The organism is Burkholderia sp. AU15512, assembly GCF_002223325.1.
GTDB lineage: Bacteria > Pseudomonadota > Gammaproteobacteria > Burkholderiales > Burkholderiaceae > Burkholderia.
The window spans coordinates 587,088-613,000 of sequence record NZ_NKEX01000006.1 but is presented as its reverse complement, the minus strand read 5'-3'; the positions used below and the strand labels follow the sequence as shown (position 1 = coordinate 613,000).

25 protein-coding genes are annotated in these 25,913 nt (G+C 69.0%); 12 read left to right on the top strand and 13 right to left on the bottom strand.

From position 1 onward, the window contains the following. Positions 1–42: 42 nt before the first annotated feature. The 3 genes from CFB43_RS22145 to ypfJ all read right to left on the bottom strand — a co-directional run bounded on the left by CFB43_RS22145 (position 43) and on the right by ypfJ (position 3,525). Positions 43–1,545 carry an aldehyde dehydrogenase family protein gene (locus CFB43_RS22145; RefSeq protein WP_089496578.1) on the bottom strand — a complete coding sequence of 501 codons (1,503 nt, stop codon included), beginning with the start codon at positions 1,543–1,545 and terminating at the stop codon, positions 43–45. Between the two features lie 194 nt (positions 1,546–1,739). Then, positions 1,740–2,480: a helix-turn-helix transcriptional regulator gene (locus CFB43_RS22140; protein ID WP_089496577.1), complete on the bottom strand. Its 741-nt coding sequence runs from the start codon at positions 2,478–2,480 to the stop codon at positions 1,740–1,742. Between the two features lie 163 nt (positions 2,481–2,643). Next, on the bottom strand, positions 2,644–3,525 hold the full coding sequence (gene ypfJ, locus CFB43_RS22135) for a KPN_02809 family neutral zinc metallopeptidase (RefSeq protein WP_089496576.1): 882 nt from the start codon (positions 3,523–3,525) through the stop codon (positions 2,644–2,646). Between the two features lie 400 nt (positions 3,526–3,925). Here ypfJ and CFB43_RS22130 point away from each other — a divergent pair, with 400 nt between their 5' ends. From CFB43_RS22130 to CFB43_RS22110, 5 genes are all read left to right on the top strand, one after another. Continuing rightward, a complete protein-coding gene (locus CFB43_RS22130; protein WP_089496575.1) occupies positions 3,926–4,717 on the top strand; it encodes an SDR family NAD(P)-dependent oxidoreductase in 792 nt (263 codons plus the stop codon). Between the two features lie 192 nt (positions 4,718–4,909). Next, positions 4,910–5,938 carry a LysR family transcriptional regulator gene (locus tag CFB43_RS22125; protein ID WP_089496574.1) on the top strand — a complete coding sequence of 343 codons (1,029 nt, stop codon included), beginning with the start codon at positions 4,910–4,912 and terminating at the stop codon, positions 5,936–5,938. A gap of 98 nt (positions 5,939–6,036) precedes the next feature. Continuing rightward, positions 6,037–6,723: a DUF4286 family protein gene (locus CFB43_RS22120; RefSeq protein ID WP_089496573.1), complete on the top strand. Its 687-nt coding sequence runs from the start codon at positions 6,037–6,039 to the stop codon at positions 6,721–6,723. A gap of 91 nt (positions 6,724–6,814) precedes the next feature. Continuing rightward, positions 6,815–8,122 (top strand): MFS transporter, encoded by a 1,308-nt coding sequence (locus CFB43_RS22115; protein ID WP_089496572.1) that lies wholly within the window; start codon positions 6,815–6,817, stop codon positions 8,120–8,122. A 53-nt stretch (positions 8,123–8,175) separates the two neighbouring features. Next, entirely contained in the window at positions 8,176–8,877 is a 702-nt protein-coding gene (locus CFB43_RS22110) for a DUF2848 domain-containing protein (protein ID WP_089496571.1), read from the top strand. Positions 8,878–9,224: 347 nt separating this feature from the next. Here the strand turns inward: CFB43_RS22110 and CFB43_RS22105 are convergent, their stop codons facing one another. After that, complete coding sequence (locus tag CFB43_RS22105) at positions 9,225–10,208, bottom strand: NAD-dependent epimerase/dehydratase family protein (RefSeq protein WP_089496570.1); 984 nt, start codon at positions 10,206–10,208, stop codon at positions 9,225–9,227. Positions 10,209–10,306: 98 nt separating this feature from the next. Here CFB43_RS22105 and CFB43_RS22100 point away from each other — a divergent pair, with 98 nt between their 5' ends. Continuing rightward, entirely contained in the window at positions 10,307–11,209 is a 903-nt protein-coding gene (locus tag CFB43_RS22100; protein WP_089496569.1) for a LysR family transcriptional regulator, read from the top strand. Between the two features lie 50 nt (positions 11,210–11,259). On the opposite strand, the gene CFB43_RS22095 is transcribed toward CFB43_RS22100, so the two are convergent. Both CFB43_RS22095 and CFB43_RS22090 read right to left on the bottom strand, forming a co-directional pair. After that, positions 11,260–11,580, bottom strand: coding sequence for a DUF7660 family protein (locus tag CFB43_RS22095; protein ID WP_089496568.1), 321 nt, complete (start codon positions 11,578–11,580; stop codon positions 11,260–11,262). A 57-nt stretch (positions 11,581–11,637) separates the two neighbouring features. After that, complete coding sequence (locus tag CFB43_RS22090; RefSeq protein WP_089498099.1) at positions 11,638–12,510, bottom strand: LysR family transcriptional regulator; 873 nt, start codon at positions 12,508–12,510, stop codon at positions 11,638–11,640. A 170-nt stretch (positions 12,511–12,680) separates the two neighbouring features. Between CFB43_RS22090 and CFB43_RS22085 the strand changes: the two genes are divergently transcribed. After that, positions 12,681–14,141: an MFS transporter gene (locus CFB43_RS22085; protein WP_089496567.1), complete on the top strand. Its 1,461-nt coding sequence runs from the start codon at positions 12,681–12,683 to the stop codon at positions 14,139–14,141. 81 nt (positions 14,142–14,222) lie between these two features. On the opposite strand, the gene CFB43_RS22080 is transcribed toward CFB43_RS22085, so the two are convergent. Continuing rightward, a complete protein-coding gene (locus CFB43_RS22080; RefSeq protein WP_069252077.1) occupies positions 14,223–14,420 on the bottom strand; it encodes an oxidoreductase-like domain-containing protein in 198 nt (65 codons plus the stop codon). An 83-nt stretch (positions 14,421–14,503) separates the two neighbouring features. Continuing rightward, positions 14,504–14,941: a hypothetical protein gene (locus CFB43_RS22075; RefSeq protein ID WP_256990107.1), complete on the bottom strand. Its 438-nt coding sequence runs from the start codon at positions 14,939–14,941 to the stop codon at positions 14,504–14,506. A 189-nt stretch (positions 14,942–15,130) separates the two neighbouring features. Here CFB43_RS22075 and CFB43_RS22070 point away from each other — a divergent pair, with 189 nt between their 5' ends. Beyond that, on the top strand, positions 15,131–15,553 hold the full coding sequence (locus CFB43_RS22070) for a RidA family protein (protein WP_089496566.1): 423 nt from the start codon (positions 15,131–15,133) through the stop codon (positions 15,551–15,553). A gap of 75 nt (positions 15,554–15,628) precedes the next feature. On the opposite strand, the gene creD is transcribed toward CFB43_RS22070, so the two are convergent. The 5 genes from creD to CFB43_RS22045 all read right to left on the bottom strand — a co-directional run bounded on the left by creD (position 15,629) and on the right by CFB43_RS22045 (position 21,128). Then, a complete protein-coding gene (gene creD, locus CFB43_RS22065; RefSeq protein ID WP_089496565.1) occupies positions 15,629–17,020 on the bottom strand; it encodes a cell envelope integrity protein CreD in 1,392 nt (463 codons plus the stop codon). A gap of 110 nt (positions 17,021–17,130) precedes the next feature. Next, the gene (gene creC / locus CFB43_RS22060) at positions 17,131–18,582 is read right to left on the bottom strand and encodes a two-component system sensor histidine kinase CreC (protein WP_089496564.1); all 1,452 of its coding nucleotides are present in this window, start codon (positions 18,580–18,582) and stop codon (positions 17,131–17,133) included. A 15-nt stretch (positions 18,583–18,597) separates the two neighbouring features. Next, positions 18,598–19,314, bottom strand: a complete 717-nt coding sequence (gene creB, locus CFB43_RS22055) for a two-component system response regulator CreB (RefSeq protein WP_089496563.1) — start codon at positions 19,312–19,314, stop codon at positions 18,598–18,600. An 85-nt stretch (positions 19,315–19,399) separates the two neighbouring features. Then, positions 19,400–20,113: an SDR family NAD(P)-dependent oxidoreductase gene (locus CFB43_RS22050; RefSeq protein ID WP_089496562.1), complete on the bottom strand. Its 714-nt coding sequence runs from the start codon at positions 20,111–20,113 to the stop codon at positions 19,400–19,402. Between the two features lie 106 nt (positions 20,114–20,219). Then, positions 20,220–21,128, bottom strand: a complete 909-nt coding sequence (locus CFB43_RS22045; RefSeq protein WP_089496561.1) for a sterol desaturase family protein — start codon at positions 21,126–21,128, stop codon at positions 20,220–20,222. Between the two features lie 851 nt (positions 21,129–21,979). On the opposite strand from CFB43_RS22045, the gene CFB43_RS22040 reads away from it, so the two are divergent. The 4 genes from CFB43_RS22040 to CFB43_RS22025 all read left to right on the top strand — a co-directional run bounded on the left by CFB43_RS22040 (position 21,980) and on the right by CFB43_RS22025 (position 25,565). Continuing rightward, positions 21,980–23,062: a hypothetical protein gene (locus tag CFB43_RS22040; protein ID WP_089496560.1), complete on the top strand. Its 1,083-nt coding sequence runs from the start codon at positions 21,980–21,982 to the stop codon at positions 23,060–23,062. 94 nt (positions 23,063–23,156) lie between these two features. After that, a complete protein-coding gene (locus CFB43_RS22035) occupies positions 23,157–23,462 on the top strand; it encodes an EF-hand domain-containing protein (protein ID WP_089442017.1) in 306 nt (101 codons plus the stop codon). A 43-nt stretch (positions 23,463–23,505) separates the two neighbouring features. Then, the gene (locus CFB43_RS22030; RefSeq protein WP_089496559.1) at positions 23,506–24,219 is read left to right on the top strand and encodes a response regulator; all 714 of its coding nucleotides are present in this window, start codon (positions 23,506–23,508) and stop codon (positions 24,217–24,219) included. Then, a complete protein-coding gene (locus CFB43_RS22025; protein WP_089496558.1) occupies positions 24,219–25,565 on the top strand; it encodes an ATP-binding protein in 1,347 nt (448 codons plus the stop codon). Before CFB43_RS22030 ends, CFB43_RS22025 begins: the two co-directional genes overlap by 1 nt. Positions 25,566–25,913 lie beyond the last annotated feature (348 nt).

The window sequence follows — 25,913 nt, the reverse complement described above, 5'->3', positions numbered from 1 at the left end:
TGCAGTCTCCACTGTCGGATCGGTTGAGGTTGAGGCCGCGCGTCAGTGCGCGATGCAGACGGATTTGGTTTCGGTGAAGCCTTCGATCGCGTACTGGCCGAATTCGCGGCCGATGCCCGATTGCTTGTAGCCGCCGAACGGCATCGACGGGTCGAGCGGGATATGGCAGTTCACCCACACGGTGCCGGCCTCGATCTGCGGCACGAGGTTCATCACGCGGGTCAGGTCGTTGCTCCAGAGGCTCGCCGCGAGGCCGTACGGCGACGCGTTCGCGAGACGCACCGCGTCGGCGGCGTCGTCGAACGGCACGACGACGATTACCGGGCCGAACACTTCGTCGCGCACGATCGCGCTGTCCGGATGCGGATCGGCGATCACCGCCGGCTTCACGTAGTAGCCGGGCAGGTCGTCGACCGGCGTGCCGCCCGCGAGGAACGTGAGACCCGCGCGGCGCGCGCCTTCGATGTGCTGGACGACCTTGTCGCGGTGGTGCGCGGAGACCAGCGGGTTGATCTGCGCGGTCGTGTCGAGGCCCGCGCCGAGCTTCATCGACTGCGCGACGCCCGCGAGGCCGTCCGCGAGCTGCCTGAACTTGCTGCGATGCACATAGATGCGCGAGGCGGCCGCGCACACCTGCCCCTGGTTGAAGAACGCGCCGGCCGCGACGCCGTCGAGCGCCTGTGCGACGTCGATGTCGTCGAGCATCACGATCGGGTTCTTGCCGCCGAGCTCGAGCGAGAAGCGCGTCATGTTCTGCACGGCCGCCGCGCCGACCAGCTTGCCGGTCGCGGTCGAGCCCGTGAACGAGATCTTCGCGATCGACGGGTGGCTCGCGAGCGCGGCGCCGCACACGCGGCCGCCGGTGACGACGTTGAACACGCCGGGCGGCACGCCGGCCTCGCGTGCGAGCTCGGCCAGGCGCAGCGCGGTGAGCGGCGTTTCCGGCGACGGCTTCAGCACGATCGTGCAACCGGCCGCGAGCGCGGGAATCAGCTTCCACACCGCGATCATCAGCGGGAAATTCCACGGCACGATCGCTGCGACCACGCCGACCGGCTCCTTGCGCGTATAGGCCGTATAGCGCGCGCCGGGCGGGAACGGGATCGACACGTCGAGCGTCTGGCCGGTGATCTTGGTCGCCCAGCCGGCCATGTAGCGCACGTATTCGACGCTCGCGCCGACCTCGATCGCGCGCGACACGTGGATCGACTTGCCCTGGTTCAGCGTTTCGAGTTGCGCGAGCGTTTCGGCGTCGGCTTCGATCAGGTCGGCGAGTTTCAGCAGGATGCGTTCGCGGTCGGCAGGGCGCAGGCCGCTCCACACACGGGTGTCGAATGCGTGCTTCGCGCTGGCGACCGCGCGGTCGACGTCGTGTGCGTCGGCGTCCGCCACCGTCGCAAGCCGCCCGCCCGTCGCGGGGTCGTACACGTCGAGCCGCGCGGCCGCGTGCGCGGGCTGCATTTCACCGTCGATGAAGAGGCCGAAGTCGCGCGCAACGAAGGTGCGCACGGTGTCGCTGACGGCGACGAAATTCGTGGTGCTCATGGGCGTCTCGAGGATTGTCGTGGCTGGACCGCGTGCACACGGGCACGCGGGCGTCGTTCCACTGTATCGACGAGGGTTCGCGCCCGGTGAGCGCAAATTGGCAGCGCGTGGGCGCTGGGTGGGCGGGTTCGAATCCCGCGGGATGGCTGGCGATCGCGAAAGGTTCGAAGTCCGGATCGCAATTATCCGATGAATTACAGGAACAACGCCCCCACCAGTTCCGTGCGGTTCGACACCCCGAGCTTGCGGTACATCCGCATCAGGTGCGTCTTGACGGTCGGCTGGCCGAGCGCGAGATCGCGGGCGATCTCCTTGTTCGAGCGGCCGTCGCGCACGAGGCGCGCGATCTGCTCCTCACGGTAGGTCAGCCGCTCCTCGCAGCCGATCCGGTGGATCCCACGCCGCGCGCGCAGCAGCGGGCTCAGCGCGGCTTCGGCCACCGGCTGCAGCCGCGCGAGCGCATCGATCTCGCCGGACGCGAACCGCCCGGCCGTGCTGTTGCCGGCCACGCCGCCGCGCGTGTCGCCCGCCTCGAAGCGCAGCAGCGAGAACGCGCCGACCGTGCGGCCCGCGTCGCGCAGCCAGATCTCGACCACGTCGGCTACATCGTGCCGCCGCAGGAAGCGGGTCCAGTACGCGGACGCGTCGCGCCGTTCGTCAGGCAATTGGGACGCAAGCGTGACGACCGCGCGCTCGCCTGCCGCGCAGCGCGACGGATGCAGCGGATCGAGCATCCGGTAGCGCGCGACATAGGTGCGATGCATCGATTCCGGCATCCCGAACAGCTCGAAATCGGCCGGCTCGCCGCTCTGGTCGAGCCGGTAGAACACGATCGCGGACGGGCTCGCGAACGCGTCGAACGCGTCCACGCACGCGCGCAGCGCGCGTGGCCAGTCGGCGGCGGCCGGGTCGGCGGGAACGGATGAGGTCGGCATGGTGGAATCGGCTGGCGGGCGAACTTATCGAAGATCGAAGTTCGGGCCAGCCTACCGACGCCGAAAAGCGCCGGTGAGCACAAATCGGCAAATCGTCCCGGCCCGGACGGCATCGCGGGTTCGGCCGGGACGATATAAGCGCGCAATGCGGCGCGCCCGCAAGTCAGCGTGCGTTCGCGGCGAACGTGTCGCAGGCGCTCAGTTCGCCCGATTGCATCCCGCGCCGCAGCCAGTACACGCGCTGGTCGCTGGTGCCGTGCGTGAAGCTCTCCGGCACGACATAGCCCTGCCCTTGCTGCTGCAGCCGGTCGTCGCCGATCGCGGCCGCCGCCTTCAGCCCCTGCTCGAAATCGCCGGGTTCCATCAGCCGCTGGTTCGCGCGCTGCGCGTTGTTCGCCCACACGCCGGCAAAGCAGTCGGCCTGCAGCTCCATCCGCACCGACAGCGCGTTCGAGTGCGCCTGGCTCGCCCGCCGGCGCGCGGCGTCGACCTTGTCGGAAATACCGAGCAGGTTCTGCACATGGTGGCCGACCTCGTGCGCGATCACGTAAGCCTGCGCGAAATCGCCGCCCGCGCCGAAACGCTTGCGCAGTTCGTCGTAGAAGCCGAGGTCGATGTACACCTTGCGGTCGCCCGGGCAGTAGAAAGGCCCCATCGCGGTCTGGCCCGTGCCGCATGCGGTCGGCGTCGAGTTCGTGAACATCACGAGCGTCGGCGGCTGGTACTGCGCGTGCAGCTGGGTATTGAACACGCCCGTCCACGTGCGCTCGATATTGCCGAGCACCTTGCGCGTGAACACGACGTTCGGTTCGTTCGCCGCCGCGCCCTGCCGCTGCGCGGGTACGGGCTGCGCCTGCTGCTGGCGGCCCTGCAGCGCCGACGCGCCTTCGAGTATCACGCGCGGGTCGATCCCGAAGAAATACGACGCGGCGAACGCAACCACGATCGTGCCGATGCCGATCGTCGCGCCACGCCCGCCGCCGAACCCGCCGGCGCCGCGGCGATCCTCGACGTTCGTGCTTTCCGTTTCGTCGTCCAGCCTCATAGCCGGCCCTCCCTGTTCTTGTCGATGGTCCGGCACGCGAGCGCGCACCGGGCGATAGGTTGTCGTGACACGATCCCCTGCCGATACAAGAGCCGCGCACGGGGGTGCGTACTCCTGCCGGGATCGTCGGCCTGCCGCTCCGCTCGCACGACGGAATCGGCCGGCCGATGCGCCGCGCGTCGATGCGCGGCCCGCCCGCGCTATTCTGCCGGGCTTTCGTGACTTATCGCAAAAATGTGGAGGATAGAGCGATTCGGCGCCGCACATCGTCAGCCTTTGCAAAATGGCTCGCGGCCGCTCCGATCGCCCGGATGCCGCCCGCGTTCATCCTTTCGGCTGATACCGGCGCGCGCCGGCGCCGCCTAAAGTGACCGGAAACGACACCATTCCGGAGCACGACATGACCCACCCGCCACCCCGCACGATCGCGATCACCGGCGCCGGCACCGGTATCGGCGCCGCGTGCGCGCGCCGCTTCGCCCGCCGCGGCGACCGCGTCGTGCTGATCGGGCGGCGCCAGGCGCCGCTCGACGCGCTGGCCGCCGAAACGGGCGGCCTCGCGCTGGTCGGCGACGCCGCGAGCACCGCCGACTGGGCCCGCTTCCTGCCGCAGGTCGCCGAACGCTTCGGCCGCGTCGACGCGCTCGTCGCATGCGCGGGCGGCCACGGCCTCGGCCGCGCGGACGAAACCGACGACGCGCAATGGCGCGACGCAATGCACGCGAACCTCGACACCGCGTTCGTCAGCGCGCGCGCGTGCCTGCCCGACCTGATCGCGCAGCGCGGCAGCATCGTGCTGGTCGCGTCGATCGCCGCGCTCGCGGCCGGCCCCGGCGTGTGCGGCTACACGGTCGGCAAGCACGCGCTGCTCGGGCTCGCCCGGTCGCTCGCACGTGACTACGGGCCGCACGGCGTGCGGGCGAATGCGGTGTGCCCCGGCTGGGTCCGCACGCCGATGGCCGACGCGGAGATGGAACCGCTGATGTCGGCGCACGGTGACACGCTCGACGGCGCGTACGCACGCGTCAGCGCCGACGTGCCGCTGCGGCGCGCCGCAGACCCTGACGAGATCGCGGCCGTGTGCGCGTTCCTCGCGTCACCGGACGCGTCGTTCGTGACCGGCGCGACGCTCGTCGCCGACGGCGGCGCGATGGTCGTCGACGTGCCGACGCTCACGTTCGACAAGCTTTGATGCGCGCGGGTGCGCCTCTCGCGTGACGTACGCGTCGCGGGCGGCGTTGCGCGCACGTCCTCTCGTCCTCCCGCTCCAGCGCCTGCCCACGCACGCGCGCCGCGCCGCCCGCTTCTTTCCCGCCCCCGAAAATCCGCTACCATCGACCGATCCCGCCGCCCCGCCCGGCCCCGCCTCACGGTTCGAACGTCGATGAACATCCGGTTTCTTGAAACCTTCGTCTGGCTCGCGAAGCTGGAAAATTTCCGGCTCACGGCCGAAAAACTGCACACCACACAGGCGGCCGTGTCGAGCCGCATCGCGTCGCTCGAGGAAGCATTCGACGTGCGCCTGTTCGACCGCAACACGCGCTCGGCCACGCTCACGCCCGCCGGGCGCCGCATGCTCGCGTACGCGGAGCGGATCGTGCGCCTCGACGGCGAAATGCGCCGCGACATCGATGCGGCGAGCGATGCGGGCCTGATCCGGATCGGCGTGATCGAATCGATCGTGCACAGCTGGTTCCCCGCGCTGATGGCGCAACTGCGCGAGCGCTATCCTCGCCTCGACGTCGAGATCACGAGCGACACGACGCTGCACCTGATCCGCCTGCTCAGCACCGACGGCGTCGACCTGATCCTGCAGACCGACCCGGTGCCCGGCCCCGATTTCACGAACCTGCCGCTGTGCGAATTCCCGGTGCGCTGGGCGGCCAGCCCGCGCCTCGGGCTCGGCGGCCAATCGCTCGACGTCGCACGCCTCGCGGCATTCCCGATCATCAGCTTCTCGCGCCACTCGGGGCCGCACGCAACGATCGAGCGGCTGTTCGCGGCCGTCGAGCGGCCGGCCAGCATCAACTGCATCACGTCGGTCGCCGCGATGATCCGCCTCGTCGCCGACGGTTTCGGCGTGGCCGCGCTGCCGCCCGCGATCATCGGGCGCGAACTCCACGAAGGCACGCTCGAACTGCTCGACGTCGAACCCGAATTCCCCGCGCTGCCTCTGGTCGCGACGTATCGCAGCCAGGGCCTGCCGGTGGCCGCGCGCATCGCGGAACTGGCCAGCGAAGTCGCGCGCGCGATGGCCGCCGCCGCGCATCACGCAAAGACGGCCGCGCCCGACAACGTGAGCAAAGCACCCGCCCGTCCCGCGACAAAAGCCGCAGCGAAAGCACCGGCAAAAGCGAAACGCACGACGCCATCCGCCCCGCCCGCCGCGAAACGCCGCCCGCGCCGCTCATAAGAAAACCTGTTCACCGCGAATTTGTTTTCTTGTTGGACGGGCGCGGCCCGTCTTCGGGAAACTGCGGTTCCTGACACCCCGTCACGAGGAACCCCGCGATGACCCGCCTTTCCCTTCCGCACGGCCAGCTTTGCGTCTGGACGGATATCGACTCCGCGCACGAAGCCGATTTCAACGCGTGGTACGACCGCGAGCACATGCAGGAGCGTGTCGCGATTCCCGGCTTCACGCATGCGCGGCGCTTTCGTGCGACCGATCGCGGCCCGCGCAAGTACCTCGCGCTTTACGTGACGGACGCGCTCGACGTGTTCCATGGCGATGCATACCGGCGCGCGTTCACGCAGCAGACCGCATGGTCGCTCGCGAACTTCGATCGCATGACGGGCACGCAGCGACGCGTCGGAGAACTGACGATCGAGGCCGGCGACGGTGAAGGCGCGCATCTCGCGCTGTTCGTGCTGCCGCCCGATCGCATCGATGTGCCGCAGCTGCGCGAGCGTTTCGACGACGTGCTGCACGAACCGGGCATCCACGCGGCACGACTGTTTTGCACCGCGCCCGAGCTGTCCGCGCCGATCGGCGCCGATGCGGCCGCCCGCCCGGCGGCCGATGCACTCGTGCTGATCGAAGGCAGCGATGCGGCCGCGACCCGCCGCGTGGCCGCCACGCTCGCCGGGCACGACGACGTGCGCACCTTCGCGCTTCTGTGGCGCGCCGCCGCGCCGCTGCATGTCACGCGCGGCGACGTCGAAACCGAACCCGCTGCCGCGGCATGTTCGGCCTGATCGCCCACGCCGGCCGCACCGCAGGCGCGACGCACACCCTCGCATCGGTCCGGCATTTCATCCCGTTCCCCATCACGACACGCCCGACACCATGAACACGCTCGCCCAGCCCGCCGCCCACGCGCCCCGCCGCGTCCGCACCAGCCGACTCGCGACCGCGAGCATGATCGGCACGTCGCTCGAGTGGTACGACTTCACGATCTACAACACGCTCGCCGCACTCGTCTTCAACCACCTGTTCTTTCCGTCGGTCGATCCGCTGGCCGGCACGATCCTCGCGTTCTCGACCTATGCGGTCGGCTACGTGTCGCGCCCGCTCGGCGGCTTCGTGTTCGGCAATCTCGGCGACCGCCTCGGCCGCCGCGCCGTGCTGATGCTCACGCTCGTGCTGATGGGCGTGACGACCGCATTGATGGGCGCGCTGCCGACCTACGCGCAAGCCGGCATCCTGAGCCCGATCCTGCTCGTCGCGCTGCGCTTCGTGCAGGGCGTCGCGCTCGGCGGCGAATGGGCCGGCGCGGTGCTGCTGTCGGTCGAGCACGGCGACCAGAAGCGGCGCGGGCTGTCCGCATCGTGGACGCAGATCGGCCCGTCGTTCGGCACGCTGCTCGGCACCGGCTGCATCGCGCTCGTGACGCTTGCGACCACGTCCGGCGACTTCCTGTCGTGGGGCTGGCGCGTACCGTTCGCGGCCAGCGCGCTGCTCGTCGTGTTCGGCTTCTGGCTGCGGCGCGGCGTCGACGAAACGCCGCAGTTCGAGCAGCTCGCCGAATCGCACGCGACCGCCGAGGTGCCCGTCGCCGACGTGCTGAAGTATCACTGGAAGCGCCTGCTGATCGCCGGCGGCTCGCGGATCGGCTCGGACGTGCTGTATGCGCTGATCGTCGTGTTCACGCTCACCTACGTGACGACCGTGCTGCACCTGTCGCGCCCTGTCGCCTTGACAGCCGTGATGATCGGCACGGCCTGCAACGCGCTCGCGGTGCCGGTCTTCGGCGCGCTGTCGGACCGCTTCGGCCGCCGGCCCGTGTATCTCGCCGGCGCGCTCGCCGGCATCGTGTGGGCGTTCGTGTTCTTCACGCTGCTCGATTCGGCGCGCCCCGGCGCGATCGTCGCGGCCGTCTCGATCGGCCTCGTGATCCACGCGGTGATGTACGGCCCGCAAGGCGCGTTCGTGACCGAACAGTTCCCGACCCGCGTGCGCTACGCGGGCTCGTCGCTCGCGTACACGCTCGCCGGCATCGTCGGCGGCGGCTTCGCGCCGCTCGTGATCGCCGCGCTGTTCCGGCAGACGGGCACGACGACGGCCGTGTCGCTGTATGTCGCCGCCGCGCTCGTCGTCACGTCGATCGCGCTCCTCGTCGCACGCGAAACCGCGCACAAGCCGCTCGCGGATTGAACGTCGCCGCCGGTAAGCCGTTTCATTCCTTCGCAATTCAAACTGATACGCATATGCCAACCCTGTCGTTCAATGTCATTCCCCGGAAAGGTGCGCCGGGCACCGTCGACGTCGAGATCGCGCGCGTCGTGATCGCCGGCTGGGCCGGCCGCGATCCGGCCGCGATCCAGGCGCATATCGACGAACTCGCGGCGCTCGGCGTCGCGCCGCCGTCGACCACGCCCTGCTTCTATCGCGTGTCGGCCGCGCTGCTCACGCAGGCGCCTGCGATCGGCGTGCTCGGCGCACGCTCGGGCGGCGAGATCGAATGCGTGCTGGTCGACAGCCCGGCAGGCACGCTCGTGACCGTCGGCTCCGATCATACGGATCGTGAGGTCGAAGCCTACGGCGTCGCGGTGTCGAAGCAGGTGTGCGCGAAACCGCTCGGCCACGACGCGTGGCTTTATGCGGACGTTGCGGATCACTGGGATGCGATCGAGATGCGTTCGTGGCTGATTTCGCGCGATGGCGGGCGGACGGCGTACCAGCACGGCGCGGTGAGTGGTTTGCTTGCGCCCGAGATGCTGTGGCAGCGCTTCGATGACGGTCGGACGATGCCCATACGCGCAGCGATGTATGGCGGCACCGTTGCCGTGCATGGCGTGATCGCGGCAATGGGTGACGGCGAGGCGTTCGAGATGGAGCTGCACGATCCGGTGCTCGGGCGCAGCCTTCGGCACCGCTATGCGGTGGAGGTGTTGCCGGTCGTGGCATAACGGGCAACGAGGCGCGGCACATGGGCGCGCCAGCGTTCTGTCGCCGCGCCGGCTCCCGCTAATACGCTTAAAAGCAGTGATAGTCGGGAAAGTTGAACTGCGAGTTGCCGCAATACAGCACACCAGCCAGGTTGGTACACCCGCTCAATGCAAGCATCATTGCGCCCGCAACCGATACTTTCCACCCGAAATGCAACATCGCGCCCCCGTTTCCGCCTTTTCGACATGAGCCGACATGATGCGCATCGGACGGGCCCGGGTATGTGGAGAATTGTTGTGCCGCGGGTGCTGCGGTTCGCCATCGTGCCAGCCCGTACCGGAGCATGGACCCAGGCACGGGCCGTTGCTCACTTGAGACACCCGAGCCCCGCCAGCGTCGCCTCGACCGCCGCATCGAGCGGCGTCACCGGCTCGCGGCCGAGCACCGCGGTCACCCGCGTGTTGTCGAGCCGGATCGGCTCGCGCCACAGGTAGCGCATCTCGAGCAATTCGCGCAGCGTCGTGACGAACGGCGCCGCCGCCCACACGAACCACCACGGGAACTTGCGCACCGTCGGCCGCAGCCCATGCCGCTGCGCGACGCGGCGCACGGCCTCCGCCATCTGCGTGCCATCCGCATCCCAATGCCCGCCGAGATGAAAGCGCGCGAACGGCTCCAGCGTGTCGCGCCGCTCGATCAGCTCGACCATCGCGCGCGCGGCGTCCGGCACGTACGACCATTGGTGCCCGATGCCATCCCGCCCCGGCACGCTGATGGACGCAACCGGCTGCCCGGCCTTGACGAACCCCGCCGCGAACCAGCTGTTGCCGGTGAGCTTCGGCCCGAAGAAATCGCCGGCCCGCACGATGATCGTGCGGACGCCCTGCCCGGCCGCATCCTGCAGCCGGCGCTCCAGCTCGACGCGGATCGCGCCCTTGCGCGTCGACGGATGCTGCGGCGCATCTTCGACCAGCACCGGAAACGCATCGGCGCCATAGTTGTAGACGGTGCCCGGCAGCACGATGGTCGCCCGCTCCGCCTTCGCCGCCGCGATCGTGTTGTCGATCATCGGCAGCACCTGCCCGGCCCAGTTCCGGTAGCCCGGCGGATTCACCGCGTGCACGATCACGCTGCAGCCGCGCGCGGCCCGGACGACCGCGTCGCGGTCCATCGCGTCGCCGCGCATCCAGGTGATGCCGTCGCGCTCCACGACTTCGACATCGAGCCCGCGCTTCAACCCGCGCACCTGCCAGCCCGCATCGCGCAACTGCCGCGCGACTTCCCCGCCAATTCCGCCGCTCGCGCCGAGCACGAGTGCCTGTCGTTGCGTTCCGCCTGCGTGGGTCGTCATTGCCGCTCTCCTTGAATGAACCGTGATGACACGCATTCTGGCGCCCCTTCGGCTATCAAGGAATTGCCGAACCTAATGGATCGGCTATACATTTATGTATGACCACCGATCTGAACTGGGAACGCTACCGCACCTTTCTCGCCGTGCTGATGGAAGGCTCGCTGTCGGGCGCGGCACGCGCCCTCGGCATCACGCAGCCGACGGCCGGCCGCCACGTCGCGGCGCTGGAGGCCGCGTTCGGCCAGACGCTGTTCACGCGCTCGCCGTCCGGCCTGCTGCCGACCGAGGCGGCGCTCGCGCTGCGCGGCCATGCGGAGGCGCTGCGCAGCGCGGCCGCGGCGTTCGAGCGCGCAGCGGCAAGCCACGGCGCCGGCGTGCGTGGCATCGTGCGGATCTCGGCCAGCGACGTGATCGCCGTCGAAGTGCTGCCTCCGATGCTCGCGCAATTGCGGCGCAATCATCCGGGGCTCGTCATCGAACTGGTGCCGACCGACCGCCTCCAGGACGTGCTCAAGCGCGAGGCCGACATCGCGGTCCGGATGGCGCCGCCCACGCAGGAGGCGCTCGTTGCTAGACGCATCGGCGCGGTCGATGTCGGGCTGTATGCGCGCGACGACTACCTGGCGCGCAACGGGGTGCCCGAGACGACCGACGAACTCGCGCAGCACGCGCTGATCGGCTTCGATACGGTCACGCCGTTCATCCGCTCGATGGGCCGCAGCATGCCGCAGTGGAAGCGCGATGCGTTCTCGCTGCGCACCGACAGCAACCTCGCCCAGCTCGCGATGATCCGCGCCGGCTACGGGATCGGCTTCTGCCAGAGCGGGCTCGCGAAACGCGACGCGCGGCTCGTGCGCGTGCTGCCGGACACGCTCGCGATGCAGCTGGAAACCTGGGTCGTGATGCACGAGGACCTGCGGTCGAGCCCGCGCTGCCGCGCGGTGTTCGATGCGCTGGTTGATGGCCTGCGTGCGTATGTGAGCGGCGAAACCGTCGAATAAACCGGGCGCGGCGACGGCACGAACGCAGGGAACGAAGCGCCCGCGCGGCGCTATTCGTAAATTTTCCCGGCGAACAGGATGTCCGCCATGCGCCGCCACGGATTGTCGGGCACGTCGTAGAAACGCAGCCCTTCCTCCGACGTCTCGGCCCAGTCGACCATCGCGTCGAGATACTCGCCGATCGAGCGGTTTTCCCAGCCGAGCGCGGCGCGGGCGTACGGCGACGGCGGCACGTCGGCCTCGAGCTGGCGCTCCGTGTTCCAGTCGTGGCCGAGCACGCGCAGGAAGTGGATCAGCGAGCGTTCGTCGACCACGCGCTCCAGCGCATCCTGCAGCTTCGCGGCCATCTGGCGTTGCAGTTCGTCGTTCATTTTTTGTCCCCTGGCGCGCCTCTCACTACGCGCCGCCGCAAATCGTGCGGCCCGGTTTTACATCAGCAATTGCCGCGACAGCACCTCGCGCGCCTGCGTGACGGCTTCGCGTTCGCCGGGCATCGGCGGCGTCAGCGAAAACACCGCGTCGGGCAGCGGCGGCAGCCGGTATTTCGCGCCGAGCCGCATCATGCCCTCGCCGATCGCCGACGCGCACAGGCAGCCCACCCCGAGCCCCGCCGCCAGCATCGACTGCAGCCCCGCCACCCCCGACGCGCTGTGCACGAGCCGGTACGGCATGTGCTGCTCGTCGAGCGAGCGCACCGCGACCTGATGCATCATGCAGTCGTCCGGCAGCAGCACGAGCGGCAGCGGCTCGGGCAACTGCTCGGCGAGCGCGGGCGATGCGACCCACGACAGCGGCTCGCGCCGCAGCACCCAGCGCGTATCGGCCGACGCCGGCCGGAACGGCCCGCTCGACAGGTTCATCACCACGCCGAGATCGACCTGCCCGCGCGCATGCGCGGCCTCGATATCGGCGCTCTTCATCGCGCTGACGTGCAGGCTCAGTTGCGGGTAGCACTCCCGCAGCCGCGCGAGCAGGCCCGCGACTTCGTTGGTCCGGTAGTAATCGGTGATCGCGACGCGCAGCTCGCCCTTGATCGCCTGCCCGCGCACTTCGTCGAACGCGGCCTCGTTCAGCGCGACGATGCGCCGCGCGTGCTGCAGCAGCCGCGCGCCGGCCGGGGTCGGCTCGACGCCGCGCTTGCTGCGCACGAACAGCGGCACGCCGGCGCGCGATTCGAGCTTGCGCACCTGCTCGCTGACCGTCGACTGCGACAGGTGCAGCAGCGGCGCGGCGGCCGTCAGGCTGCCGGCGTCCGCGACCGCCGCGAAAGTACGCAACTGATCCAGGTCGAAACCGCGCATCGCCATTCTCCATCCATCGATTAACCCGATGGATGCTACCACCAATTCCCGCTTTTCCGATTCATCGCCACCACCCAGAATGGGGGTCAATCGCCCGCCCACGGCCGAACCGGCGCTTCTGTCGTCGCGACCGGCGTGAATGTGGCACTCATTCTTTCGGACTTGCTTCCATGACGAACGACACCCTTGCCCCCTGCGTGCCGGCCGGCACGGCCGCCGCGGCGACGCCGCGCAGCCACCACGGCTGGGCGCTGGTGGTCCTGCTGGTTGGCGCGATTTTGCCGCCGCTCGACTACTTCATTGTGAATCTCGCGCTGCCGGCCATCCGCGACGGCATCGGCGCACGCCCGGCCGAGCTGCAACTGGTCGTGTCCGCGTACGCATGCGCGAATGCCGTCGTGCAGATCACCGGCGGCCGGCTCGGCGACCTGTACGGCCGCAAGCGCATGTTCATGATCGGGATGGCCGGTTTCGTCGTCGCGTCGACACTGTGCGGGCTCGCCGGCAGCGGCGCGGTGCTGGTCGGCGGCCGCGTGCTGCAGGGCCTGTTCGCCGCGATCCTCGCGCCGCAGGTGCTCGCGACGATCCGCAGCGTGTTCAGCCCGCAAGAGCAGGTGCGCGTGATGGGCTTCTACGGTTTCGTGTTCGGCCTCGCGGCCGTGATCGGCCAGCTCGGCGGCGGCACGCTGATCAGCCTGCATCCGTTCGGGCTCGGCTGGCGCGCGATCTTCCTCGTCAACCTGCCGATCGGCATCCTGGCGCTGATCGGCAGCTGGCGCTTCATCCCGGAAAGCCGGCCGCCGAAAGGCCAGCGCATCGACGTGCCGGGCATGGTGCTGCTGTCGCTGTTCCTGCTGATGCTCGTCTACCCGCTCACGCACGGACGCGAGGCCGGCTGGCCGCTGTGGATGGTCGCGTGCCTCGTCGGCGCGCTGCCGATGCTCGGCGCGCTGCTGGCGGTCGAGGCGCGCCGTCTCGCGGGCGGCCACGATCCGCTGCTCGACGTGCGCCTGTTCCGCAACCCCGTCGTCGCGCTCGGGCTCGTGCTGGCGTTCCTGTTCTATACGCTGAGCGCGTTCTTCCTGAGCTACGGAATCTACCTGCAAGGCTGCCTGAACTGGTCGCCGCTCGCGTCGGGGCTCGCGATCCTGCCGCTCGGGCTCGGCTTCCTGTCGAGCCCGCTGCTGATGCCGCGACTCGTCGGCCGGTTCGGCGGCTATCGCGTGCTCACGCTCGGTTTCGCGATGCTCGCGGCCGGCGTCGCGACGGCCGCCGCGCTGGCGGGTGCCGCCACGCCGGGCGTCGGCTTTTATGTGGGGATCGCGGCGATCGGGATCGGCCAGGGCCTCGTGCTGCCGTCGGTCGTGCGGATCGTGCTCGCGGAAGTCGACACGGCGCGCGCGGGTGTCGCCTCCGGCATGGTCACCGCGATGCTGCAGATCGGCGCGGCCGTCGGCGCGGCGACGCTCGGCGGCGTGTTCTTCGCCCGGCTCGGCGCGCATCCGGCCGCGCTCGATTACGTGCAGGGCTTCAGGACGTCGATGTTCGCGCTGACGGCCGTGCTGCTCATGTGCATCGCGCTGTCGGCGCTGCTCGGGCCGCTGCATCGGCGGCTGCATGCAGGGACATAAGCGGCACGGGAAGCGTTGCGGCGGCAGGGTCGGACGCGGAAGGAATGCCGATGCCGATGCAGCCGCTCGCCGGCATCCGGCTCACGCGTGATGCTTGCGTTGCGCCTGGCGCGCTTCCCATTCGGCCAGCTCGACGCGATAGCGCGCGAGTGCTTCGTCGTAGAGATCGAAGACGCACGGTGAACAGCCGCTATTGCAGCAGTCTTCGAGTTCGGGCTGGATGGGCGGGGTCGGACGGGGATCGTCGACGGACGGATCCGGAGAGGCAGTGTTGGGCACGGCGAAAATCGAATGAAAGGACTCGTTCAGTATAAGCCGGATGCCGCCCAATATGCGTGCCGCGCGGGCCATGCCACGCGGCCTCATATCCCCAATATCGTCACCTGGTCGTGGCGGGTTCGGACCTCGCTCGTCCATGCATCGATTTCGGCAATCACTTCCGCAAGCGCAGCGCAACTCGTGTCCAGACGGTCAATGAAATCCTGCCGCGAATCGCGGAACACAAAGCCGAGCCGGTCGAATGCCGTCGTTTGCTGCGTGGCGTCGCCCAGCATGCTGCGCGTGTCGCCCAGCTCGTCCACGATCCGCAGCCAGTCCGGCATGCCGATGCCATTGAACGCGTAATGATCGTAGTCCGGGATCTGCCGCGCGATCGCCGCTTCGAGCAGGCCGAAGACGTCCTCCCTGAAAAACAGCGATCCCTCGTTCCAGCACTTGCGCGCATACGGCCCGCCCATGAGCTCGATGTAGGCGGTGTCCTCGATTTCCGCGAGATCCCTGATGATCCGGATGTCGTCCATGGGGTGTCGTCGTTGTCGCCGTGGCATCGCTCACGCTTCGCCGGGCGCTGATCCATAATGGCGCGATTGTCGGCGAACCCGGCGACGCTGTCGATGCCTCGCTTCCATCGCGTTCCGGCCGGCGCACGGCCCGAACCCACCGCGACGCTCGCCGCCGCATCCTCGTCATCGCCCCACAGGAGCCGCACGATGGCCGAAGCAGTGAATCCGCCGGAAGTCTGGGCGCCGTTCGGCGCGTTCTCGATGGCCGTGATCCAGGGCGATGGCCGGATCGTGCATCTGAAGGGGCAAGTGTCGCTCGACCGCGACGGCCAGGTGGTCGGCCACGGCGACATGCGCATGCAGGTACGTCAGACGCTCGACAACATCCGCGCCGTGCTCGCCACGATGGGCGGACAGATGCAGGACGTGATCTCGCTCGTTCACTACGCGACCGACATCGATGTCTTCATGCAGACCGGCGACATCCGCAAAGCGGTCTTCGCCGAGCCCTATCCCGTGACGACGACCGTCCAGGTCGAGCGTCTCTACCATCCCGATCTGCTGATCGAGATCACCGCTGTTGCAGAGATTCCGCTGGAGCGTTTTCGGCGGCCTGAATCGCGTGCGTGAATCAGCGATGCGGCGCCGGGCCGTATGACGCGCCGGCCGTAACCTTCCCGACCGGCGCGCCTGCCCCCCACCCGCTTACTTCACCTGCGCGCCCGGCTTCACGGCACCCGCGCCCGCCTTGTCGGCCAGCGGCTGCCACGCGGCACCGAGCGAATACCAGTCGACGCGGCGCGTGAGCGTCATGATGCCGGCGAGGATCGCGAACAGCAGCAGCGAACCGAGCATCAGCGCGTTGTCTTCCGACAGCAGCAGCCCATAGAGCGCCGCGTACAGCACCGCGAGCAGCACCGCGAACACCGCCCCGCGCTTCACGCTGTGCAGCACGAACGACAGATAGAAGGCGAGCAACCCGATGCAGGCGCCGCTCGCCGCGAGATACGCATACGCGAACTTGATGTGTTCGGACAGGCTCAGCAGCAACAGGAAGAACAGCGCGAGCGACAGGCCGACCAGCGTGTACTGGATCGGGTGAATGCGCAGCCGCTTCACGAGCTCGTACATGAAGAAGCTCGCAAACGTGAGCATCACGAACAGCGCACCGTACTTCGTCGCACGCTCGGCCTGCAGATAGACGTTCACGGGTTCGATCACCGACACCGACGCCATTTCGATCGCGCCTTCCCCGTCGCCGGAGATGATCTGCTCACGCGCTTTCGTATTGAACGACGTCACGCGCCAGTTGCCAGTGAAGCCGCGCGCATCGACCGTGCGGTTGTTCGGCAGGAATGCGCCGTCGAAGCTCGGATGCGGCCATGTCGATTTCAGCGAGAAATCGTTCTGGTCGCCCACCGGCGCGAACGCGACGGAATCCGCACCGCGCAACGGCAGGTCGACGCTGAACGGCACGACCGCCCCCGCGTTTGCGTCCGCCAGCGCCGCGAGATCGACGTTCGCGTGCACGCCCTGGCGCAGGCTGTCCAGCCGGGTGCCCTGCTCGACGTCGAAGCGCGTGCCGCCGATGCGCAGATCGGGTTGCGCCGTCAGCCCGCGAATGTCGCCGATGCCGATCGACACATAGGCACCGTCGATCTTGAAGCTCACGTGGCCGTCCGCCTGCGGCAGCTTCTTCAGGTCCGGCAACGGCAGCGTGCCGGTCATTCGGCTCGCCAGCTCGTACACCAGCGCCTTGTGGATGCCGCGATAGCGGACGCTGGTGGTCAGCGTGCCGTCGACGTTCAGCGTCTTCGGAAACACGAGCAGGCGCTTCGTCTCGCTGCGCAGGCTCGTCTTCGTCGCGCCGCCGGCCGCCGAATCGTCGCGCACGCGCGTGACTTCCGTGTAGTGCACGACGAGCACGGGGCCCGCCACCGTCTGCGGCCCCGCGTAGCTCGACCAGATGCTCTGCAGCGCATCCCGGCGATACGCGGCGCGTTCGTGCACGATGCTTTGCACCATCTGCAGCGGGATCAGGATCAGCAGCGCGAGAAATGCGGTGATCGCGAATTTGAACAACAGGACTCGATTCATGGCCGACAGGTACCGGAGTAAAAGGGTACGGTCAGCATGAGCCGCCCCGGTGAAGGGCGATTGAAGCCGGTGTGAAGCGAAGGTGTGGCGAACGTGAAGTTGAAGGGCGTTCAGCCCGCCGACGGCAACGTGAGCGTCGCGCATGCGCCGCCTTCGTCGCGGTTCGCGAGCGCGACCTGGCCGCGGTGCAGCATCGCGACCTCGCGGACGAAACACAGCCCGAGGCCCGTGCTGCGATCCTGGCCGTCGGGACGCGGCAGCGAATAGAAGCGCTCGAACACGCGCGCCAGTGCGTAGTCGGGCACGCCGGGGCCGTCGTCGGCCACGCGCACGACCGCGACGTGCGCTCTGCCCGCCGGCTGCCGTTCGAGCGCGATGCGGATCGTGCTGCCCTGCGGCGCGAAATCCAGCGCGTTGTCGAGCAGGTTGCCGAGCGCCTGGCGCAGCAGGAACGGATCGCCTTCGACCACCGCCGGATCGGCCGCGTCGTGCGCGTCGATCGCGAGGTTCACGCCGCGCTGCCGCGCGCGCGGCTCGATATCGTCGACGAGCTGTTCGAGCACCGGCCGCAGCGCGACCGGTTCGCGCACCGACAGGCGCTGCTTCTGCTCGACTTCGGCGAGCGCGAGCAGCTTGCGGATCATCTGTTCGAGGCGGCCGGCCTGGCGGCGGATGTTCCCGGTGAAGCGCCGCCGGTTCGCCACCGGCATGTCTTCCTGCAGCAGTTCGGCCGCGCCGCTGATCGCGGCCAGCGGGCTCTTCATCTCGTGCGTGAGCGTGTGGATGTAGGTTTCGACGTACTGCCGATCCTCCAGCCGCTGATGCATGCTTTCCACCGCGCGCCCGAGCTCGGCCAGCTCGCTCGCGCCCTGCAGCGGCATGTCGGCGCGCTCGCCCGCCGCGATCGCGCGCGCATAGCGCTGCAGGCGCCGCAGCCCGACCACCAGCCACCACGTGCAGGCCACGCCGATCAGGATCGCGCCGCCCATCAGCAATGCGCCGTACAGCATGATCTTGCGCTGGCTGCGCGCGATGAACGGCGCGACCGTCTGGTTCGGCTTCGCGATCGTCAGCACGCCGATGATCGCGTTGCCGTGCCGGATCGGCGCCGCCACGTGCATCACGGTGCTGCTGTCGTCGTTCGGATCGCTACGCGTGCTGCGCGCGCCGTACTCGCCGCGCAGCGTCCGGTACACGTCGTTCCAGCGCGAATAGTCCTGCCCGAGCGCGCGGCCGGACGAGTCGTAGCGCACGATGCCGTGCGCGTCGGTGATGTAGAGACGGTAGCCGATCGTGTTCTTCTGCACGCCCCACACGTTCGCGCTGATCGGGCGTTCGTGCAGCTTCGACAGTTGCCGCGCGAACGCGCCGTCGGCGATGTGGCCGTTCGCCATGTCGTCGGCGGCCAGCGTCGCGAGCACTTGCGCGGTATCGACGAGCGTGTCCTCCATCGCCTCGCGCACGCCCGGCTTCACCTCCTGCACGAACACGCGCAGCGTGATCAGCGCAGCCAGGCCGACGATCAGGAAAAAACCGAAGAAGATGCGCAGGCCGATATGCATGGGCGGAGCCGGTCGTTACGGTTGCAGCGAATAACCCATCCCGCGATGCGTGCGGATCGGGTCGCGCTCGGGATCGATCGCGCGCAGCTTCGCGCGCAACGTCTTGATGTGGGTGTCGACCGTGCGGTCGGCCGAATCGAAGGCCTCGTGCCACACGAGGTCCATTAGCTGTTCGCGCGAATAGATGCGCCCCGGATGCCGGACCAGCAGCGCCAGCAGCCCGAACTCGTAGCGCGTGAGGTCCAGTGCGTGGCCGAGCCACGCTACGCGGGCGCCGTCGGTGTCGAGTGTGAAACCCGGTGCGGTTGTCTCGGCTGGTGCGGGTACCGGTGCAGGCGTGGGGATCGATTCGGGCGCGGCCGTCCGGTAGAACCGCCGCAGGATCACGCGCACCCGCGCCGCCAGCTCGCGCGGCGAAAACGGCTTGACCACGTAATCGTCGGCGCCGATCTCGAGCCCGACGATCCGGTCAATTTCATCGTGCCGCGCGGTGAGGAAGATCACCGGCACGTCGGAGAACGTGCGCAGCCGCCGGCACACCTCGAAGCCGCTGAGATCCGGCAGGCCGACGTCGAGCACCACGAGATCGACGCGCGTGTCGCGCAGGTGGTCGAGCGCCGCCTGGCCGAGCATGCAGTGGACGGTCTGCATGCCGTCGGTGCCGAGGGCATAGATGATCGTGTCCGCGATCGCCACTTCATCTTCGACGATCAGGATAGTGGGCTGATGCATGGTCTCAGTCAGGGCTCGCGCAATCCGATGCGACATTGTACGCACGGCCGGCCGCCGCGCGAGCCCCTGCCCTTGCCCTGCCGCGCTATGCCACGCGGCCGGTCACCGGAATCGACGCGCCGGTGATCGCCTGCGCGTCGGCCGACAACAGGAAGCCGATCGTCGCCGCGATCTGCTCCGGCTTCACCCAGCGCGTGAAATCCGCGTCCGGCATGTCCGCGCGGTTCGGCGGCGTATCGATGATGCTCGGCAGGATCGCGTTCACCGTCACGCCGCGGTCGAGCAGTTCGGCCGCCAGCGCCTCGGTGAGCCGCGCGACGCCGGCCTTCGCGGCCGCGTAGGCGCCCATCCCCGTGCCGGCCTTGAACGCCGCGCCCGCGCCGATGTTGACGATGCGGCCGGCCGGGTTCGCCAGCAGGTGCGGCAGCGCGGCCTTCGATGCGTTCAGCGCGGTCTTCACGTTCAGTTCGTACATGCGGTCCCACGTGGCGGCGTCGCCGTCGGCGATCGTCTGCCACACGAACGCGCCCGCGATGTTCAGCAGCGCATCGACCCGGCCGAATTCGCGCTGCACGGTGTCGAGCGCCTGCGCGGCGGCCTGCGGATCGACGAGATCGATGCCGCCGATGCGCAGCGCGTCGGCCGGCACGCCGGGCAGCGCCTGCGCCGCCGGGGCCGCGCCGCGGCCGATCAGCGCGACGCGTGCGCCGCGCGCGCCGAGCCACGCGGCCGTCGCGATGCCCAGGTGACCGAATCCGCCGGTGATCGCGACTGCCTTGCCTTTGAAATCGTGTTCCATCGATGTTTTCTCCTGGATCGAGGGTTGCTTGATGATGTGTGTTGCATGAGCGATGCCGGCCGCGGCATGCGTGCGCGGCCGGCAATGTGCCACAGGGTAGCGCCGTTCACGCATCCGTGCGCACCGCGACGAGGCTGCGACGGCGCAGTTCTTCCGTCGTTTCGCCCTGGTTGTCCGGGCGCCAGCCCGGCGGCAGCAGCACGAAGCGGATCGCGGTCCACACGTCGCGGGCGGTTGCGACGTCGCGGGCAAGGCTCGCCCAATGCTCGAGCTCGACGACGAACGGGTTGCGCGAGCGGGTCGGCGTGACGAGGCCGAAACGGCACGGCTCGTCGGCGCGCTCGGCGACGTAGGTGCCGAACAGCCGGTCGAACACGACCAGCACGCCGCCGTAGTTCGCATCGAGATAGTCGAGGTTAGACGCGTGGTGCACGCGGTGCGCGGACGGCGTGTTGAACACGGTTTCGAGCCAGCCGAGCTTCGGCATCCATGTGTTGTGCAGCCAGAACTGGTACATCAGGTTGAACGACAGGATCGCGAGCACGGCTTCCGGACGCACGCCGAGCCACACGAGCGGCGTGAAGAACATCGCGGCGCCGGCGATCTTGCCGGTCCAGCCGAGGCGAAACGCGGACGACAGCGTCAACTGGTTCGGCGAATGATGCACCGCATGGGTCGACCAGAAGAACCGCACGCGGTGCGACGCGCGGTGATACCAGTAGTAGCAGAACTCCTGGCCGACGAACACGAGCAGCGCGAGTGCAACGCTGTGCAGCGGGATCGTGAAGAGCCGATGCGCCCACGCGAGGTCGAACAGCGGCGTGGCGAGCGACAGCGGCACCAGCGCGAGCAGCTTGCGGCCCGCGAGATCGGCGAGCGACAGCCACACCTCGTTCCAGTCGAACGGTTCCGGCCCGCGGGCGCGGCGCCAGGTGAGCACGGCCGCCTCGACGAGCGAGACGGCGACGATGAAGAGCGTGACGTAGTACGCGAGCTTTCCTGTGGTGGTGAGCATGATGGACCTTTCCTCCGGTTGAGTCGGACGCGTCATCGGCGGCACGGGCTGCCATCGCGTCGAATGGAACGCACTGTAGTGGGCGCGGAACGGAAAGGCCACGCGGGAAATATGTCGCCGTATGTCGTGGGGGAAGGCGCTCGGGTGAGGTGTGGCGAGCGAAGGCGCTGGCGGGCTGGAGCGGGGCGGATTTCGAGCTGCGCGTTCGTGTGTCATGTGGGAAATGTGTCACCGCATGTCGCGGTGAAATGCGTTCGGGCGGTAAGCGGCACTCGCGTGCGCTCGTGGATTGAAAACCGACCCGCTCGTGCGTGCGCGCTTGCATGTCCGGCGAGCAATGTATCGCCGCCTGTCGCGCCGAAACCGGTCGACGCTGCACGCAAGCTGCAGCGACGGATGCGGCTGCGCGACACATGCATGAGACAGGTGCCGATCGGAAGCCGATTCGTCGGACGGCATGCGATTACGGCTTCAGGAAGGAGAAGCCGGTTCCGGTCGTACGTGGCGCACTGCCCGCGTTCGGTTCGCGCGAGTCACCGCAATGCATGCATGAATCGGCCGGCAAATATGTCGCCGCATGTCGCCGCGACACATTTGCGCGCTGCGCAAGACAGGTTCGCCCCCCGTGCCACGCCACCCTGCTCTCACGCAATTGCATCGCCGACAGCCTTGCCCGGCGCGGCATGCCCGCGATCGGCGCGGCCGGCACACGCATTCGTCGTACTTCGAATCAGCACGCCACGTGTAACACCGCGACATCTTTTATGACGCGACGAGCGCGTGTCATCGCCCTAAAGTTCGTCCCGTCGCCACGCCACTGCGTGCACCGAAACGAACCGCAAGGACACCCGATGAAAACCCGCTTCCTCGTCACCGCCACCGCTCTCACCCTCGCCTGCGCGCCGGCCTTCGCCGGCTGGTCCGGCCACGGCACGGCATACACGCCGCGCGGCACCTACAACGGCGCGCACGCCGGCTCGTGCGGCGGCGGCAGCTGCTCGCATGCGGGTGGCGTGATCGGCCCCGGCGGCGGTATCGCGACCAACACGGGCACCGTCACGCGCACCGCGCCCGGCCAGTTCTCGAACAGCGGCACGGCCGTCGGTCCGAACGGGCGCTCGGTCGAACACAGCGGCGACACGAGCTGCGCGGGCGGCACCTGCTCGCACACCGGTTCGCTGACGGGCTCGGACGGCCGCAGCGCCACGACGTCGGGCAGCGTGACGCGTAACGGCCCGGGCCAGTATTCGTCGAGCGGCACGATCACGGGCGCGAACGGCAACACGGCCAGCCATACGGCATCGACGAATTGCGCGGGCTCGACCTGCTCGCGCTCGGGCACCGTGACGGGCACCGACGGCGGAACCGTCACGCATTCCGGCAGCGCGACGCGCGTGGCGCCGGGTGTCGTGACGACGTCGGGCGGCTCGACGGTCGTGCACGGCGGCACGGTGTCGACCGGTGGCACGGCCGTGATCCACGGCAGCACGACGGCGGGCGGCACGGTCGTCGTGGCCGGCGGGACGGTTCCGGTTCCTGTCCCGGTGCCGGTGCCCGTCGTGGCGCCCGCGCCTGCTGCCGTGGTCGTGACGGCCCCGCCGCCCGTCGCCACCGTCGCTGTCGCGGCACCGGCGCCCGCACCGGCCGCCGTCGTGGTCACGCCCCCGCCGCCTCCGCCCGCCGTCATCGTCACGCCGCCGCCCCCGCCGAAGGTCGTGCGTGTTGCGGCGCCGAAGGCCGTCGTCGTCACACCCGCGCCGCGCGTCGTCTACGTCGCGCCGCCGCCGCCGAAGGTCCTGTACCTCGCGCCGCCGCTGCCGCGCTCCGTGTACGTCGCCCCGCGCGCCGTGTATGTCGCTCATCCGCCGCGCGCCGTCATCTGGGTGCCCGCCCACTGGGCCGGCCGCGTGTGGGTGCCTGCGCACTGGGCGTAACCCGGACGCGCTTCGTTTCGCTTCGTTTCGTTTTCCATCCGTTTCATCAACCACCCGGCCGGCGCAGACCGTCGGCCACGCAAGGAGAAACCCCATGAAGTCCATCAAGAAGATGATTGCCGTCGTCGTTTTGTGTATCGTCTCAGCAGCAGCGTCGGCCCAGCAGATGCCGCCCGGCGCGGCGAACGGCGGTGCGCGCGTCGAACGTGCGCTGATGCAGTTGCAGACCCGCTTCGCCAGCGCGAACACGACGCACGACGGCAAGCTGACCCGCGAACAGGCGGCCGCGGGCATGCCGATGGTCGCGCAGCATTTCGACGAAATCGACACGCAGCACAACGGCTACGTCACGCTCGAGCAGCTCGCCGGCTTCATGCGCCAGCGCATGGCGGCTCGTTGAGCCCGCACGACGATCCGGCCGCGCACGCACCGGGAGGCAAGCGATGGAACAGTCCTGCAGGATCGTCGTGCTCGACGACGAAGCCGAGCTGCGCAACATGCTGCAGCGCTTCCTGAGCGGCCACGGCTTCCAGGTGCGCGCGGTCGCCGACGGCAAGCGGCTCGACCGCCTGCTGCAGCGCGAACCATACGACCTGCTGGTGCTCGACCTGATGATGGAGCCCGAGGACGGCCTGAGCGTGTGCCGGCGCCTGCGCGCCGAAGGCCAGACGCTGCCGATCCTGATGCTCACCGCGAAAGGCGACGCCGCGGACAAGGTCGTCGGCCTCGAGACGGGCGCCGACGATTACCTGGCGAAGCCGTTTCTCCCCGACGAACTCGTGGCCCGCGTCCGCGCGCTGCTGCGGCGACAGAAGATGGCGGCCGGCGAGCCGACGGTCACGTCGCAGCGGTTGCGATTCGGCGCATTCACGTTCGACGTCGGCCAGCAGACGCTGATGCGCGACGGCACACCCGTGGAAATCCATTCGGCGCAGATGCTGCTGTTGCACGCGCTCGGCTCGTCGCCGAACCGCGCGGTGAGCCGCGAGAACCTGCTCGCCCGCGCGCGCGGCCGCGACCATGACGCACTCGACCGCAGCGTCGACGTGCAGATCCTGCGGCTGCGGCAGATCGTCGAGGACGACCCCGGCAAGCCGCGCTTCATCAAGACCGTCTGGGGCATCGGCTACATGCTGGTGGCCGGCATCGAGTCGTGATGCGCATCCCGCTGCCGCGCTCGCTGCTTGCGCGCAACATCGCGCTGCTGGTGGCGCTCGTCGCGCTGTCGCTCGTCTGTTCGCTCACCGTGCTGCTGCACTACGTGCAGCGTCCACGCATCGAGCGGGCCTCGATCGTCTTCTCCGACTACGTGCAGTTGCTCGACCGCACGCTCGCCGCCCTGCCGCCCGACGCCGGCCGCACGGTCATCGCGCAGTTCGGCGGCCAGGCTGCCTTGCCGCCCGCCGCACCGCCGCAAACGCCGAACCCGGCGGCCTTCTTCCGCACCTGGCAGCGCGACGTGTTCATGCAGGCGCTCGAACGCCACCTGCCGCCCGACCTCCCCGCGCGCTGGCAATCGGGCGACGACGAACGCCTGTGGATCCGCCTGCACGTGGCCGGCTCGCCCGTGTGGGTGCCGCTGCCGATGGCCGCCGACGCGCAGGCGAGCGGCATCACGACGGCGCTCGTGCTGTCGGTCGGGCTGGCGCTGCTCGCGGCGCTGACCGGCTACCTGATCCAGCTCCACCTGAACCGGCCGCTCGATGCGCTGGCACGCGCGGCGCAGCGCGTCAGCGCGGGCGAGCGCCCGCCGCCGCTGCCCACCGACGGCCCGACCGAAATCGCCGATGTGAGCCGCGCGTTCAATCAGATGGCCGACGCGCTGCAACAGGCGGAAGCGACTCGCTCGCTGATGCTGGCCGGCGTGTCGCACGACATCCGCACGCCGCTCACCAAACTGCGCCTGGCGATCGCGATGGCGCTGCCGCGCGGCACGCACGACGCGCTCACCACGTCGACCGAGCATTACCTCGACCAGATCGATACGATCCTGCAGCAATTCATGGACTACGCGGGCAGCGGCGAGCGCGAAACGCCGCAAACCGGCGACCTGAATGCGCTGATCGGCCAGCTCGTCGCGGATTTCGCGGGGCTCGGCCATGAATTCGACTTCGACGAAGGCGAGGTGCCCGCGTTCGCGTTCCGTCCGATCAGCCTGATGCGGCTGCTGATGAACCTGATGCAGAACGCGGTCGTCTATGGCAAGACCGGCCTTGGCGTGCGTACGTGGACCGAGCGCGGCATCGCGTATGCGGTGGTCAGCGATCGCGGCAACGGTATCGGCGCGGCCGAACTCGAACGGCTCAAGGCGCCGTTCAGCCGGGGCGCGAACGCGCGCAGTCATGCGGGCGGCACGGGCCTCGGACTCGCGATCGTCGAGCGGATCGCCCGCCTGCACGGCGGATCGCTGGCGTTCCGCGACCGGGATGGCGGCGGGCTGGAGGCGGTCGTTGCGCTGCCGCTTGATTCGGCGGGGGCGGTGCGGCGGTCGATGTCGGTCTGAGGGGTTGTTTGGCTTTTGGCTTTTGGCTTTTGGCTTTTGGCTTTTGGCTTTTGGCTTTTGGCTTTTGGCTTCTACCTGCTGCCTGCCGTGTGCCGTGTGCAGCCAGGCCGTCTGACCGTCTGCCGTCTGGCCTTTTGTCCGACTGTCTACCTGTCCGCCTCCCAGCCACGCGACCTCGCGTATCCGCGCATCACGGCACGTGACATGCGCCGACATAATTCCTGCGTGGCGCATCACGCCCGACCTCCGCATACTTGCGCCTGCGTGTTGCGCAACGGCATGAAAACGCTCCCCCTGCCAGCGATCACGCCCCGCTTCCGATCGTTCGCGTTCCTGAATGCCGCGACA

Bases quoted from the DNA above. Each gene is read 5' to 3' on its own strand.
- CFB43_RS22110 (WP_089496571.1), top strand. From the start codon at position 8,176: ATGCCAACCCTGTCGTTCAATGTCATTCCCCGGAAAGGTGCGCCGGGC.
- CFB43_RS22090 (WP_089498099.1), bottom strand. From the start codon at position 12,510: ATGCGCGGTTTCGACCTGGATCAGTTGCGTACTTTCGCGGCGGTCGCG.
- CFB43_RS22125 (WP_089496574.1), top strand. From the start codon at position 4,910: ATGAACATCCGGTTTCTTGAAACCTTCGTCTGGCTCGCGAAGCTGGAA.
- CFB43_RS22085 (WP_089496567.1), top strand. From the start codon at position 12,681: ATGACGAACGACACCCTTGCCCCCTGCGTGCCGGCCGGCACGGCCGCC.
- ypfJ (WP_089496576.1), bottom strand. From the start codon at position 3,525: ATGAGGCTGGACGACGAAACGGAAAGCACGAACGTCGAGGATCGCCGC.
- CFB43_RS22140 (WP_089496577.1), bottom strand. From the start codon at position 2,480: ATGCCGACCTCATCCGTTCCCGCCGACCCGGCCGCCGCCGACTGGCCA.
- CFB43_RS22075 (WP_256990107.1), bottom strand. From the start codon at position 14,941: ATGGACGACATCCGGATCATCAGGGATCTCGCGGAAATCGAGGACACC.
- CFB43_RS22105 (WP_089496570.1), bottom strand. From the start codon at position 10,208: ATGACGACCCACGCAGGCGGAACGCAACGACAGGCACTCGTGCTCGGC.
- CFB43_RS22100 (WP_089496569.1), top strand. From the start codon at position 10,307: ATGACCACCGATCTGAACTGGGAACGCTACCGCACCTTTCTCGCCGTG.
- CFB43_RS22095 (WP_089496568.1), bottom strand. From the start codon at position 11,580: ATGAACGACGAACTGCAACGCCAGATGGCCGCGAAGCTGCAGGATGCG.
- CFB43_RS22040 (WP_089496560.1), top strand. From the start codon at position 21,980: ATGAAAACCCGCTTCCTCGTCACCGCCACCGCTCTCACCCTCGCCTGC.
- CFB43_RS22115 (WP_089496572.1), top strand. From the start codon at position 6,815: ATGAACACGCTCGCCCAGCCCGCCGCCCACGCGCCCCGCCGCGTCCGC.
- CFB43_RS22130 (WP_089496575.1), top strand. From the start codon at position 3,926: ATGACCCACCCGCCACCCCGCACGATCGCGATCACCGGCGCCGGCACC.
- CFB43_RS22145 (WP_089496578.1), bottom strand. From the start codon at position 1,545: ATGAGCACCACGAATTTCGTCGCCGTCAGCGACACCGTGCGCACCTTC.
- CFB43_RS22035 (WP_089442017.1), top strand. From the start codon at position 23,157: ATGAAGTCCATCAAGAAGATGATTGCCGTCGTCGTTTTGTGTATCGTC.
- CFB43_RS22030 (WP_089496559.1), top strand. From the start codon at position 23,506: ATGGAACAGTCCTGCAGGATCGTCGTGCTCGACGACGAAGCCGAGCTG.
- CFB43_RS22070 (WP_089496566.1), top strand. From the start codon at position 15,131: ATGGCCGAAGCAGTGAATCCGCCGGAAGTCTGGGCGCCGTTCGGCGCG.
- creC (WP_089496564.1), bottom strand. From the start codon at position 18,582: ATGCATATCGGCCTGCGCATCTTCTTCGGTTTTTTCCTGATCGTCGGC.
- CFB43_RS22045 (WP_089496561.1), bottom strand. From the start codon at position 21,128: ATGCTCACCACCACAGGAAAGCTCGCGTACTACGTCACGCTCTTCATC.
- creB (WP_089496563.1), bottom strand. From the start codon at position 19,314: ATGCATCAGCCCACTATCCTGATCGTCGAAGATGAAGTGGCGATCGCG.
- CFB43_RS22050 (WP_089496562.1), bottom strand. From the start codon at position 20,113: ATGGAACACGATTTCAAAGGCAAGGCAGTCGCGATCACCGGCGGATTC.
- CFB43_RS22120 (WP_089496573.1), top strand. From the start codon at position 6,037: ATGACCCGCCTTTCCCTTCCGCACGGCCAGCTTTGCGTCTGGACGGAT.
- creD (WP_089496565.1), bottom strand. From the start codon at position 17,020: ATGAATCGAGTCCTGTTGTTCAAATTCGCGATCACCGCATTTCTCGCG.
- CFB43_RS22025 (WP_089496558.1), top strand. From the start codon at position 24,219: ATGCGCATCCCGCTGCCGCGCTCGCTGCTTGCGCGCAACATCGCGCTG.